Source organism: Pseudomonas sp. FP2254 (genome assembly GCF_030687695.1).
GTDB classification, from domain to species: domain Bacteria; phylum Pseudomonadota; class Gammaproteobacteria; order Pseudomonadales; family Pseudomonadaceae; genus Aquipseudomonas; species Aquipseudomonas quebecensis.
The window spans coordinates 5,124,709-5,137,186 of sequence record NZ_CP117444.1; the positions used below are offsets into that span (position 1 = coordinate 5,124,709).

11 protein-coding genes are annotated in these 12,478 nt (G+C 62.3%); 4 read left to right on the forward strand and 7 right to left on the reverse strand.

Going from position 1 to position 12,478, the window contains the following annotated elements:
* Positions 1–10: 10 nt before the first annotated feature.
* The 5 genes from PSH94_RS23665 to PSH94_RS23685 all read right to left on the reverse strand — a co-directional run bounded on the left by PSH94_RS23665 (position 11) and on the right by PSH94_RS23685 (position 6,939).
* Positions 11–1,231 (reverse strand): electron transfer flavoprotein subunit alpha/FixB family protein, encoded by a 1,221-nt coding sequence (locus PSH94_RS23665; protein WP_305435905.1) that lies wholly within the window; start codon positions 1,229–1,231, stop codon positions 11–13.
* Positions 1,231–3,174, reverse strand: a complete 1,944-nt coding sequence (gene dgcB, locus PSH94_RS23670) for a dimethylglycine demethylation protein DgcB (protein WP_266247184.1) — start codon at positions 3,172–3,174, stop codon at positions 1,231–1,233. The genes PSH94_RS23665 and dgcB overlap by 1 nt, the downstream gene beginning before the upstream one ends.
* A 102-nt stretch (positions 3,175–3,276) precedes the next feature.
* A complete protein-coding gene (dgcA, locus tag PSH94_RS23675) occupies positions 3,277–5,337 on the reverse strand; it encodes a dimethylglycine demethylation protein DgcA (RefSeq protein WP_285428060.1) in 2,061 nt (686 codons plus the stop codon).
* 15 nt (positions 5,338–5,352) lie between these two features.
* A complete protein-coding gene (locus tag PSH94_RS23680) occupies positions 5,353–5,883 on the reverse strand; it encodes a DUF5943 domain-containing protein (RefSeq protein WP_008083165.1) in 531 nt (176 codons plus the stop codon).
* Positions 5,884–5,961: 78 nt separating this feature from the next.
* Entirely contained in the window at positions 5,962–6,939 is a 978-nt protein-coding gene (locus PSH94_RS23685) for a dipeptidase (protein ID WP_015373138.1), read from the reverse strand.
* A gap of 219 nt (positions 6,940–7,158) precedes the next feature.
* Here PSH94_RS23685 and PSH94_RS23690 point away from each other — a divergent pair, with 219 nt between their 5' ends.
* Both PSH94_RS23690 and PSH94_RS23695 read left to right on the forward strand, forming a co-directional pair.
* Complete coding sequence (locus PSH94_RS23690; protein ID WP_305435906.1) at positions 7,159–7,560, forward strand: lysozyme inhibitor LprI family protein; 402 nt, start codon at positions 7,159–7,161, stop codon at positions 7,558–7,560.
* A gap of 41 nt (positions 7,561–7,601) precedes the next feature.
* Positions 7,602–8,018: a DUF3010 family protein gene (locus PSH94_RS23695; protein WP_305435907.1), complete on the forward strand. Its 417-nt coding sequence runs from the start codon at positions 7,602–7,604 to the stop codon at positions 8,016–8,018.
* A 123-nt stretch (positions 8,019–8,141) separates the two neighbouring features.
* On the opposite strand, the gene PSH94_RS23700 is transcribed toward PSH94_RS23695, so the two are convergent.
* Together PSH94_RS23700 and PSH94_RS23705 are read right to left on the reverse strand one after the other, a co-directional pair.
* On the reverse strand, positions 8,142–9,320 hold the full coding sequence (locus tag PSH94_RS23700; protein ID WP_305435908.1) for an AAA family ATPase: 1,179 nt from the start codon (positions 9,318–9,320) through the stop codon (positions 8,142–8,144).
* A 67-nt stretch (positions 9,321–9,387) separates the two neighbouring features.
* Positions 9,388–10,332, reverse strand: a complete 945-nt coding sequence (locus PSH94_RS23705; protein WP_034115322.1) for a GlxA family transcriptional regulator — start codon at positions 10,330–10,332, stop codon at positions 9,388–9,390.
* A gap of 193 nt (positions 10,333–10,525) precedes the next feature.
* Here PSH94_RS23705 and PSH94_RS23710 point away from each other — a divergent pair, with 193 nt between their 5' ends.
* Both PSH94_RS23710 and PSH94_RS23715 read left to right on the forward strand, forming a co-directional pair.
* A complete protein-coding gene (locus PSH94_RS23710) occupies positions 10,526–11,470 on the forward strand; it encodes a choline ABC transporter substrate-binding protein (protein WP_253509660.1) in 945 nt (314 codons plus the stop codon).
* 73 nt (positions 11,471–11,543) lie between these two features.
* Complete coding sequence (locus tag PSH94_RS23715; RefSeq protein ID WP_181080708.1) at positions 11,544–12,431, forward strand: 3-keto-5-aminohexanoate cleavage protein; 888 nt, start codon at positions 11,544–11,546, stop codon at positions 12,429–12,431.
* Positions 12,432–12,478: the final 47 nt, after the last annotated feature.

Genomic DNA, 12,478 nt, shown 5'->3' on the forward strand with positions numbered 1-12,478 from the left:
GCTCATATCCTCAAGCCGCGTCGCGCTTGGCGCCGTTGCGGTAGGCCTCGACCGCATCGATCAAGGCATGCAGTATCGCGGCGCTCTCGCCGATCACCGACAGGTCGGCCCGCTTGATCATGTCGCAACCTGGGTCGAGGTTGATCGCCACCACTTTGTCGCAGGCACCGATGCCTTGCAGGTGCTGGATCGCCCCGGAAATCCCCACGGCCACGTACACCCGCGCCGTCACCCAGGTGCCGCTGGCGCCGACCTGGCGATCACGCGCCATAAAGCCATCGTCCACGGCGACCCGCGAGGCGCCTTCGGTGGCACCCAGGGCGGCGGCGGTCTGGTGGAACAGGGCCCAGTCCTTGACGCCGTTGCCGCCGGAGAAAATAAACTCGGCTTCGGCCATGGGGATTGCCGCCGGGTCCACCGCCACCGCGCCGAGATCCTCGATGCGCGGCAGGCTGCGCGCCAGGGTTGTGGATAACTCCACGGGCAACACTTCATGGCGGGTTTCGCTGACCGGGTCGGCACATTCGGCGGCGGCCAGAACCAGGCGTGGCAGTGGTCGCGCCAAATCCTCCTGGCCGGCACCGGCGCGGCCGATGCAGGTGTTGTCCTTGATCTGCCAGACGCGCGTGGCCGGGCGTTCCTTGAGGCTGGCGGCAAAACGCCGGCCCAGCTCACCGCCACCGCTGCGACTGTCCGGCAGCAGCCAGTGGCGTGGATTGAATTGGTTATCCACAGCCCGCAGGCCTTGCACCCGCTGTTCCGGCGAATAACCGTCGAATTCGGCACCGCCGAGCACCAGCAGGCGGTCGACACCGGCGGTGGCAAACGCGCTTTCCTTGTGTTCGCCAAATACCACCGCCAGCACCGCGCCGTCGTTGCCGGCCAGTTGCCGCGCCAGGCCAAGCAGGTCGCGGTCGTGACTGCTCAGGCGGCCGCCGACCATGTCCGGCACTACGTTGATGTAGAACGCAGGCGCCGCAATCTGATGCAGCGGCAATTGCACTTCGGCGGCCGCGGTACGCTTGCTGGCGCCGCCCTGCTGGGCGCCGCTGCGGTCGATGCGCTTGATGCCGTTGGGGCCAATAAAACCAACGCCATGAACGTTTTTGCGGATAACGCCGTTAGGCCCCATCCAGCTGTGTTGCAGCGGCTGCATCGCCGCATGCAGCGGGTGCAGGCGGTTGCGGGCGATCCATTCGGCCCGTGGGTCGCGGCGGATTATGTCGCTCATCAGTGCACCTCCGCAGGTTCACGCTTGGTCGGTGACTTGGCCGGTTGAGCCTCCTCAAGCAAGGCGTCGGCCACCAGTTCGGCGATGTCCTTGATCAATGGGCGCGGCTCGACCACCCCTTCGAGCATCGCGGTGCATTGCGGGCACCCTACCGCCACCAGTTCAGCGCCGGTCTCGCGGATGTCTTCCATGCGCATGTCGGGGATCCGTTGCTTGCCTGGGATGTCGGTAATCGGCGCGCCGCCGCCACCGCCGCAGCAGCGAGAACGGAAGCCCGAACGCTGCATCTCCTTGACCTCGATGCCCAAGGCTCGCAGCACTTGGCGCGGGGCCTCGTACTCACCGTTGTAACGGCCCAGATAGCACGGGTCGTGGTAGGTCACACTGTTGCCTTTGTGCTGGCCCAGGTTCAGCGCGCCCTCGCCGATCAGCTCGGCCATGAACGTACTGTGGTGCTGCACAAGGTAGTTGCCGTTGAAGGCGCCGTATTCGTTTTTCAGCACATGGAAACTGTGCGGGTCGCAAGTGACGATGCGCTTGAAGCTGTACTTGGCCAGGGTCTGGATATTGCGCGAAGCCAGCAGTTGGAAGGTCGCTTCATCGCCCAGGCGCCGGGCCACGTCGCCGCTGTCGCGTTCTTCCAGGCCGAGCACCGCGAAGTCGACCTTGGCCGCTTTCAGCACTTTGACGAACGCACGCAGCGTGCGCTGGTTGCGCATGTCGAAAGCGCCGTCGCCGACCCAGAACAGCACGTCGGCGCTGCCTTTTTCGCTGAGCAGCGGCAGGTTCAGATCCGCCGCCCAGTTCAGGCGACCGCCCGGGGCGAAACCGCCGGGGTTGTCGGTGGCGATCAGGTTTTCCAGGACTTCGGCGCCCTTGTTCGGCGTGGCACCTTTTTCCAGGGTGAGGTGGCGGCGCATGTCGACGATGGCGTCCACGTGCTCGATCATCATCGGGCACTCTTCCACACAGGCGCGGCAGGTGGTGCACGACCACAGGGTCTCGGCGTCCACCAGGCCATTGACGATGGGCTGGTGCGGGTTACCGCCGTGTTCGCCAATCGGCTTGCCTGGATACGGGCTGCCGGCAAACCTGGCATCGGTGCCGCCGGCCAGGCCGACCACCATGTCCTGGATCAGCTTTTTCGGGTTCAGCGGCTGGCCGGCGGCGAACGCCGGGCACGCCGCTTCGCACTTGCCGCACTGCACGCAGGCGTCGAAACCGAGCAGTTGGTTCCAGGTGAAATCCTTGGGCTTTTCCACGCCCAGGGGCGCGGTTTTGTCGCTAAGGTCCAGCGGTTTCAAACCGGTGGAGCGACCGCCGCCGAAGCGTTCGGCGCGGCGGTGCCAGGCCAGGTGCAGGGCACCGGCGAAGGCGTGCTTCATCGGGCCGCCCCAGGTCATGCCGAAGAACATCTCGCTTACGCCCCACAGCACGCCCACGCTGAGCAGCGCAGCCAGCAACCAACCGCCGAAGTCCGCCGGCAGGATGCCCGCCACCGGCAGGGTCACCAGGAAGAAGCTCACCGAGAATGCCATGAGGCTCTTCGGCAGGCGCATCCACGGGCCTTTGGACAGGCGCGACGGCGGGTTGCGCCGACGCAGGTACACGAAGGTGGCGCCGACAAACATCAACACCGAAGCCAGCAGCAAGGCGTAGCCGAGGATGCGATTGTGCAGGCCGAAGCCGTGCACCAGGATCGCCAGCAGCGCCGACAGCACAAAGCCCAGCGCCGTGGCGACGTGGGTGTTGGCGATGTATTTGTCGCGAGCGACCACATGGTGCAGGTCGACCATGTAGCGCTTGGGCATGGCCAGCAGGCCGCCCAGCAGGTCGACCTTGGACGCGCGGCCACGGCGCCACATGTTTACCCGGCGCAGGGCGCCGAGGACGGCGAGGCCCAGGGCGGCAAACAAGAGAATAGGCAGCAAGGTGTTCAACATTGAGGTGGCCTCAAGCGGCAAGTTTCAAGCTACAAGCGGCAAGTCAAAGCGGTCACCCATTGCTCTTCCTTGCTGCTTGAAGCGGGTGGCTTGCGGCTGTTTTTAAAAATCCTTGCACAAGCGCAGGGCGTCGTAGATGGCAGCGTGGGTATTACGCTGCGCCACACAGTCACCGATGCGGAACAGCAAGTAGCCCTCGCCCGGTTCGCTCAGGCACGGTTGCGGTTTGATCGCGAACAAGGCTTCCACGTCGATCTGGCCTTTGTTGCGCGAACCTTCCTTGAGCCCGTAGTAAATGGCTTCGTCCGGACGCACGCCGTTCTCGACCACCACCTGATCGACCACTCGCTCCTCTTTGGCGCCGGTGTATTCGTTCTCCAGCACCGCCACCAGCTTGTCGCCCTCGCGATAGACCTTTTCCAGCATCATGTCGCCGGTCATGATCACTTCCTTGGGGTACATGCTGCGGTAGTAGGTCGGGAACGACGTACCGCCAATCGCTACGCCCGGCTTGATGTCGTCGGTGACGATTTCCACCTGGCAGCCTTTGTCGGCCAGGAAGTCCGCCACCGACATGCCGGTGAACTCACAGATGGTGTCGTACACCAGCACGTTCTTGCCCGGCGCGACTTTGCCATCGAGCACATCCCAGCTGCTAACCACCAACCCTTCGGCGGCGCCCCAGTGTTCGTTCTGTTCGATGTACGGGTGCCCGCCGACGGCCAGCACCACCACGTCCGGACGCAGGTCCAGGATGGTCTCGGCATCGGCCGCCACGCCCAGGCGCAGGTCGACTTTCAAGCGCGCCAGTTCCAGTTGGAACCAACGGGTAATACCGGCGATCTGGTCGCGCTGCGGCGCCTTGGAGGCGGTGGTGATTTGCCCGCCGATAAATTCTTTTTTCTCCAGCAGGGTTACGTCGTGGCCACGTTCGGCGGCCACGCGCGCCGCTTCCATCCCGGCCGGGCCGGCGCCCACCACGACCACCTTGCGTTTCGGCCCGGTGGATTTCTCGATGATGTGCGGCACGCCCATGTATTCACGGGAGGTCGCGGCGTTCTGGATGCACAGTACGTCCAGGCCCTGGTACTGGCGGTCGATGCAATAGTTGGCGCCGACGCACTGCTTGATCTGGTCGATCTGGCCCATCTTGATCTTGGCGATCAGGTGCGGGTCGGCGATGTGCGCACGGGTCATGCCGACCATGTCCACGTAGCCGCCTTCGAGGATACGCGTGGCCTGGTTCGGGTCCTTGATGTTCTGCGCGTGCAGCACCGGGACCTTGACCACTTCCTTGATCCCGGCCGCCAGGTGCAGGAACGGCTCCGGCGGGTAACTCATGTTGGGGATCACGTTGGCCAGGGTGTTGTGCGTATCGCATCCCGAGCCCACCACGCCGATGAAATCGAGCATGCCGGTGTCGTCGTAGTACTTGGCGATCTGTTTCATGTCCTCGTGGGACAGGCCGTCCGGGTGGAACTCGTCGCCGCACAGGCGCATGCCCACGCAGAAGTCGTCACCGACCTCGGCGCGCACCGCTTTCAACACTTCCAGGCCGAACTTCATGCGGCCTTCGAAGGTGCCGCCCCATTCGTCGGTACGCTTGTTGACGCGCGGGCTCCAGAACTGGTCGATCATGTGCTGGTGCACGGCGGACAACTCCACGCCGTCCAGACCACCGGCCTTGGCGCGGCGCGCGGCCTGGGCGTAGTTGCCGATCACGCGCCAGATCTCTTCCGGCTCGATGGTTTTGCACGTGGCACGGTGCACCGGCTCACGCACACCGGACGGCGACATCAGTGTCGGCCAGTTGAAGCCATCCCAGCGCGAGCGACGGCCCATGTGGGTAATCTGGATCATGATCTTGGCGCCATGCTTGTGCATGGCGTCGGCCAGGTTCTGGAAGTGCGGGATGATGCGATCGGTGGACAGGTTCACCGAGCTCCACCATTCCTGGGGGCTGTCGATGGCGACCACCGAGGAGCCGCCGCAGATCGCCAGGCCGATACCGCCCTTGGCTTTCTCTTCGTAGTACTTCACATAGCGGTCAGTGGTCATGCCGCCGTCGGTGGCATACACCTCGGCGTGGGCAGTGCTGAGTACGCGGTTGCGGATGGTCAGTTTGCCGATCTGAATCGGCGCAAACATTGCTTCGAAAGCCATGGCACGGTCCTCGGCTTACAACGGCTTGACGGTGAACAAACCATCATCGTGGCCCTCTTCGGAGCCTCCGTAGACTTGTTCGGCGACGGTGCGGATCTTGCTGCCGCGTGCTTCAAGGATCTGGTCCATGGCACCGGCAAACCAACCGGTGAACATGTAGTCGACCTTGCGCCCGACCTTGCCGTAGACGTAGACGAACGCCGAGTGCTCCAGCTTGACGCTGGCGGTGCCTTTATCCAGGTCGATGTCCTGGATTTTGAACAGGCCCCAGCCACGCTGCGACAGGCGTTTCATGTAGTGCTCGAACACCGCGACGCCTTCCAGGCCATGGCACTCGGCTTCTTTTTCGCACCAGTGCCAGGCGGATTTGTAGCCGGCCTTGTAGAGGATCTCGGCATAGGCCTCGGCGCCCAGCACCTCCTCGATGCCCATATGGTTGTTGACGAAGAAATGACGCGGCACGTACAGCATCGGCAAGGCATCGGACGTCCAGACACCGGTTTCGCTGTCGACTTCGATAGGCAATTGCGGGGCGATCTTGGCCATGGAAACTTAACTCCAGAAAATTCGTGTTGATGCCCGCTGCGCGAATGGCAACGGGTTAAGGATAAGGAGAGCGGCGGCTTATTCGCCCCACACGTCTTTAAGGACGTTGACCCAGTTCTCGCCCATGATCTTGCGCACCACGCGCTCGCTGTGGCCGCGCTTGAGCAGGGTTTCGGTGAGGTTGGGAAACTCGCCCACGGTGCGGATGCCCAGCGGGTTGATGATCTTGCCGAAGCTGGTCAGGCGCCGGGCGTAGCCTTTGTCATGGGTCAGCATTTCGAAGAAATCCTGGCCATGGCCCTGGGTGAAGTCGGTGCCGATGCCGATCGCGTCTTCGCCGACGATGTTCATGGTGTATTCGATGGCTTCGGCGTAGTCGTCGATGGTCGAGTCGATGCCCTTGGCCAGGAACGGCGCGAACATGGTCACGCCGACAAAACCGCCATGGTCGGCGATGAACTTCAGTTCTTCATCGGACTTGTTGCGCGGGTGCTCCTTAAGGCCCGACGGCAGACAGTGGGAGTAGCACACCGGTTTTTTCGATTCGAGGATGACTTCTTCGCTGGTCTTGGAGCCCACGTGGGACAGGTCGCACATGATGCCGACGCGGTTCATCTCGCCGACGATTTCACGACCGAAACCCGAAAGGCCGCCGTCGCGCTCGTAGCAACCGGTGCCGACCAGGTTCTGGGTGTTGTAGCACATCTGCACCACGCCAACGCCGAGCTGCTTGAAGATCTCCACATAGCCGAGCTGATCTTCGAACGCATGGGCATTCTGGAAGCCGAAGATGATGCCGGTCTTGCCCTGCTCTTTGGCTTTGCGGATATCGGCGGTGGTTTTTACCGGAATCACCAGGTCGCTGTTCTCGCGGATCAGGGTCTGGCTGGCCACGATATTATTGATGGTGGCCTGGAAGCCTTCCCACACCGACACGGTGCAGTTGGCGGCGGTGAGGCCGCCTTTGCGCATGTCCTCGAACAGGTCGCGGTTCCACTTGGCAATAATCAGCCCGTCGATAACGATGCTGTCGGCGTGCAATTCGGCTGGGCTCATCAGGCGTCCCCTTATTGGCGATTCATGCGCCGAATCGTCTGCCGGCGCTTTGGGGCCAGCATATGCCCAGGGGCTGAACGGACCGGGTGCAAAAACGACAGGGGAATTGCCGAAAGCGTCAATCCACGACAAAGGCTGTATAGACGCGTCTGACGGGTGGCTGTTCTTTGTCTTACGCTTGAGCCAGAATTCGGCCATCAACTGATATGAGACGGCGCAATGAAATCGATTTTCCTGGCTTTGGCACTCATCGCAACCGGCGTCCACGCGGCCGAAGACACCGACAACACGCCCTGCGACAGCATCGAGAACGACAAACAAACCCTGGAATGCGCCACTTACAACAAGACCACCGCCGAGCAATTGCTCAAGGACAACTACCAGAGCCTGCTCGAACGCATGGGTTCGACCTATGGCAGCAACAAGACCCAACTGGCCGACATTACCGCTCGTCTGAAGGATGCCCAGCAGAAGTGGGAAAAACTGCGGGATGCCGATTGCGCCGTGGACACCTTCCCGGCCAAGCCCGGCACCAAGGATTACGCGATTGCGCAGAACGACTGCCTGGCGCGGATGAGTGATGAACGGTCGGAATTTTTGGAGTCGATCGGGCAGGAATAAGCGACAATCGCCGCCAATTTTTAATCTGACCAAGGCCATTCATGACCCTCTGCGGCATCGAAATCAAAGGCAGCGAAGCCATCATCGCCCTCGCCTCCCTCGACAACCAGGCGCTGACCCATGTCGCCCTGGCCACCAAAAAAATCGCTCTGGAAGATGACGACGACGCGACTAACGTCAAAGCCTTCGCCGCGCAGGTGAAGGCGTTTGTGCAGGACAATGCCATTACTCGCATCGCCATCAAGAAACGCAGCAAAAAAGGTGAATTCGCCGGTGGGCCGACGACGTTCAAGATCGAGGGAGTGTTTCAGTTGCTCGACGGTGTGGAGGTGACACTGCTGTCGCCCCAGACCATCAATGCGCAGAACAAGAAGCACAATTTTGAACTCCCCGCGACGCTGAACAAGTATCAGCATGAGGCCTATAAGGCTGCGTGTTCGGCGTTGGTAAAAAAATAAGCCACACCGAAATTCAATGTGGGAGGGGGCTTGCCCCCGATAGCGGTGGGTCAGCCAACGTTGTATCAGCTGACAGTCCGTCATCGGGGGCAAGCCCCCTCCCACATTGGATATGTGTTGTTTTTAGTGTTGGGTATGGCGCTTGTAGCGCAGCCACTCGCCGAATGATTTGTCTTCGAGCACGTACCCGCCCCGACCCGATTTCCACACCAGTTCCTTGTCGCGCAGAGCATCGATGCAGGCCTGGATGGTCTGGGTGCCCGGCACCACGTCACTGCCCATATCCTCCAACGCCTTGCTGACCGCAGTGAGGGTGCTGTCGGTAAACGGCGCAAAAGGCTCGTTGTTCAGCGAGCGCTCCACCATCACCTGCAGGACGGCGCGTTGCGGGATGGTCAGGGCGTTCCAGGCGCTTTCGAATTCGGTCCACACACCTGCGCGCAGCAGTTCGGCGCGACTGTGCAGCAACTGGCCCAAATTGCTGGCCTCGCCCAACTCCAGCGCTACTTGACCGATGATCGTGCGCAGCATCTCGGGTCGGCGGCCGACCAACTCGAAGGCTTCATCGATATCGGCCGCGTTGAATTGGTTGGTCGGGGCCAGGTTCGCGTTGAGGTGTGCGGTGTACGCCTGGGTGAAGGCTTTGCCCAGCAGCGGAAACGGCGTGATGCTGGAGCCAAAAAACGGCTGGCTTTTACCCAATACCAGATAGGCCAGCTTGTCGCGGTTGGAACCGGTAAAGACTAAATGCAGACCGCTGCCCTCCTCGTCACGCCCTTGGTTGAGCTGATCACGGGCGGCCTTGAGCGCGAACATGGCGTTGGTCCCCGAATCGCTGGTCAAGGCATGCTGGGCTTCATCGATCACCAGCACGACGGGTTTTTCCGCCGCGTGGTGGAGCAACTCCAACGCCTGGGTCAAGGTCGCGCCCACCGGCAATTGCGGCTTGCTGAAGTCCCAGGACAGGGTCCGCAGAAAACTCAACCTTTCGATGCCAAGGTTTTTGGCCAGCTTGCGAATGCCCTTTTCGTAGGGTGCAAGCGCGGCGGCAATGGCGCTGGCGATCAGCTCCGCGGGATCTTTTTCTTTGTCGGCCCACAGGTCCACATACACGGTGAGCCAACCGCGCAGCTGGCACTCCGGGATCAGGTCTTCGCGCAAGAACGTACTTTTACCAGTGCGACGTGGCGCGGCGAGAAACAGGCCAGAAGTGAAATCCTGAAGGCCGGCGCCCACCAGGCCATCGGCAATGCTGCTGGCCAGCGCGGGACGGCGGAACACAAAACCGCTGAGTTTGGACATGGCCTATACCAAATTATTGAAACGGCTATAAATTATAGCCACGAGTATAATCTACTATAATTGCCCGTCAAACCGGCTCCCGCCGCCGGTCCTCCCTGGGGCATTTGGCAAACCGCGCCCGGTAACTGCGCGTGAAATACGACGGCGACTCAAACCCGCAGGCAATGCTCACCTCCAACACGCTCAAACCGCTTTGGCGCAGCAGTTGCCGGGCTTTTTCCAGGCGCAGGCCCAGGTAAAAGTTGCTCGGCGTGTCGTTCAGGTGCAGGCGAAACAATCGCTCCAACTGCCGCCGCGTGACCTTGATCGCTTCGGCCAGAGCCAATGTGCTCAGGGGCGGTTCGGTGTGCTGTTCCATCTCGCCGATCACTTGCACCAGTTTCTGATTGTTGATGCCGTAGCGCGTGGCGATCTGCATGCGCTGGTGGTCTTTGCGTGGGCGAATGCGGCCCAGCACGAACTGCTCGGACACCTGAATCGCCAGGTCGGCGCCGTGGGCCTGGGCGATCAGGTCGAGCATCAAGTCGATGGAGGCGGTGCCACCGGCGCAGGTGATGCGGCGACGGTCGATTTCGAACAGCTCCTGGGTCACCGCCAGGTGCGGATAGGACTCTTTGAAGGCGTCGATGGCTTCCCAGTGCAGGGTCACGCGATGGCCGTCGAGCAGACCGGCTTGGGCCAACACACAGGCACCGGTGTCGATACCGCCCAGCGTCACGCCATCGTGATCGAGACGGCGCAGCCACTGTTCCAGTGCGGGCGTAGCGAACTGCAGAGGCTCGAAACCGGCGACCACCAGCAGCGTGGTGCCCTTTTTCAGCGGTTCCAACGCGGCGTCGGCGTTGACTGACATGCCGTTGCTCGCCAGCACCGCGCCGCCGTCGGCGCTCAGTACATGCCAGCGGTACAGCTCACCGCGAAAACGGTTGGCCACCCGCAGCGGCTCAAGGGCCGAGATAAAGCCCATCGCCGAGAAACCCGGCATCAGCAAAAAGTAGACATCCTGGGACATGGTGGCGCTCTCATCGGACGGCCAGCGTGGCACTGTGATACTCCCGTTCAGGGGTGGTTTCAAGGGGGCAGGTCGCTGCAGTGCAAGAGTCGGTCGCCGCCGTGCGTTTTGTCGCCTCACAAGCTGCGTAACGTGGCGTCACGGTGCACAAAGACACCGGCAACCACAATAACGACCTGCCGAGGGCTCCACCATGAACCGACTGATTCGCCGCTGCGTGTTCGCACTCAGCGCCAGCGCCATCTTGAGCACCAGCGTTCTCGCGGCCGATGCCGCCTCCTGCAAGAACGTGCGCATGGGCGTGGTGAACTGGACCGATGTGATCGCCACCAGCGCCATGACCCAAGTGCTGCTCGATGGCCTCGGCTACACCACCAAGCAAACCAGCGCCTCCCAGCAAATTATCTTCGCCGGCATCCGTGACCAGCGCCTGGACCTGTTCCTCGGTTACTGGAACCCGTTGATGACCCAGACCATCACCCCATTCGTCGACGCCAAGCAGGTCAAGGTGCTCGACAAACCCAGCCTGCAAGACGCCCGCGCCACCCTCGCCGTGCCGACCTACCTGGCCGACAAAGGCTTGAAGAGCTTCGCCGACATCGCCAGGTTCGAGAAGGAACTGGGCGGCAAGATCTACGGCATCGAGCCCGGTTCGGGCGCCAATACGCAGATCAAGGCGATGATCGCCAAGAACCAGTTCGGCCTGGGCAAGTTCCAGCTGGTGGAATCCAGCGAGGCCGGCATGCTCGCCGCCGTCGACCGCGCCGTGCGCCGCAAGGAAGCCGTGGTGTTCTTCGGCTGGGCGCCGCACCCAATGAACGTCAACGTTGCCATGACCTACCTCACCGGCAGCGACGACGCCCTGGGCCCGAACGAAGGCATGGCCACCGTGTGGACGGTCACGTCGCCCAACTACGCCGAACAATGCCCCAACGTGCACAAACTGTTGACTAACCTGACCTTCACCGCCGCCGACGAGAGCCGGATGATGCAGCCGTTGCTGGATCACAAGGACGCCCTCACGTCCGCCCGGCAGTGGCTCAAGGACCACCCGCAGGACCAGGCGCGCTGGCTGGAAGGCGTGACCACCTTCGATGGCAAACCAGCGGCGGCCAACCTGCAATTGACCAGCAAATAACCTTTTCGAATCACCGTTTCGCGGTCACTGACGACCGCGAACGGCATCACCACGCCTGTAAGGAACCTGCCTCATGAACCACGACGTCATCATCACCTGCGCACTCACCGGTGCTGGCGACACGACCAGCAGAAGCCCCCACGTGCCGGTCACGCCCAAACAGATCGCCGCGGCGGCGGTTGAAGCGGCCAAAGCCGGCGCCACCGTGGTGCATTGCCATGTGCGTGACCCGCAGACCGGCAAATTCAGCCGCGACGTGGCGCTGTACCGCGAAGTGATGGAGCGCATCCGCGAGGCCGACATCGATATTATCGTCAACCTCACCGCCGGCATGGGCGGCGACCTGGAGATCGGCGGCGGCGAAAACCCGATGGAATTCGGCCCCAACACCGACCTGGTCGGGCCGCTGACGCGTCTGGCCCATGTCGAAGAGTTGTTGCCGGAAATCTGCACCCTGGACTGCGGCACCCTGAACTTCGGCGATGGCGACACGATTTACGTGTCCACGCCGGCACAGCTGCGCGCCGGCGCCAAACGTATCCAGGAACTGGGCGTGAAGGCCGAGCTGGAGATCTTCGACACCGGCCACCTGTGGTTCGCCAAGCAGATGATCAAGGAAGGCCTGCTCGACGACCCGCTGTTCCAGCTGTGCCTGGGCATTCCCTGGGGCGCACCGGCCGACACCACCACCATGAAGGCCATGGTCGACAACCTGCCCGCCAACGCGGTGTGGGCCGGCTTCGGCATCGGCCGCATGCAAATGCCGATGGCCGCCCAAGCGGTGCTGCTGGGCGGCAACGTGCGGGTCGGCCTGGAAGACAATCTGTGGCTGGACAAAGGCGTGCTCGCCACCAACGGCCAGCTGGTCGAACGCGCTGGCGAAATCCTCAGCCGCCTGGGTGCGCGGGTCATGACCCCGGCCGAAGGGCGCGTGAAGATGGGCCTCACCCAGCGCGGCTGACCCACCGTCCCTGCCACACGCGATCATCGAACTCTTTAGGAATTTGC

Bases quoted from the DNA above. Each gene is read 5' to 3' on its own strand.
- PSH94_RS23665 (WP_305435905.1), bottom strand. From the start codon at position 1,231: ATGAGCGACATAATCCGCCGCGACCCACGGGCCGAATGGATCGCCCGC.
- dgcB (WP_266247184.1), bottom strand. From the start codon at position 3,174: ATGTTGAACACCTTGCTGCCTATTCTCTTGTTTGCCGCCCTGGGCCTC.
- dgcA (WP_285428060.1), bottom strand. From the start codon at position 5,337: ATGGCTTTCGAAGCAATGTTTGCGCCGATTCAGATCGGCAAACTGACC.
- PSH94_RS23680 (WP_008083165.1), bottom strand. From the start codon at position 5,883: ATGGCCAAGATCGCCCCGCAATTGCCTATCGAAGTCGACAGCGAAACC.
- PSH94_RS23685 (WP_015373138.1), bottom strand. From the start codon at position 6,939: ATGAGCCCAGCCGAATTGCACGCCGACAGCATCGTTATCGACGGGCTG.
- PSH94_RS23690 (WP_305435906.1), top strand. From the start codon at position 7,159: ATGAAATCGATTTTCCTGGCTTTGGCACTCATCGCAACCGGCGTCCAC.
- PSH94_RS23695 (WP_305435907.1), top strand. From the start codon at position 7,602: ATGACCCTCTGCGGCATCGAAATCAAAGGCAGCGAAGCCATCATCGCC.
- PSH94_RS23700 (WP_305435908.1), bottom strand. From the start codon at position 9,320: ATGTCCAAACTCAGCGGTTTTGTGTTCCGCCGTCCCGCGCTGGCCAGC.
- PSH94_RS23705 (WP_034115322.1), bottom strand. From the start codon at position 10,332: ATGTCCCAGGATGTCTACTTTTTGCTGATGCCGGGTTTCTCGGCGATG.
- PSH94_RS23710 (WP_253509660.1), top strand. From the start codon at position 10,526: ATGAACCGACTGATTCGCCGCTGCGTGTTCGCACTCAGCGCCAGCGCC.
- PSH94_RS23715 (WP_181080708.1), top strand. From the start codon at position 11,544: ATGAACCACGACGTCATCATCACCTGCGCACTCACCGGTGCTGGCGAC.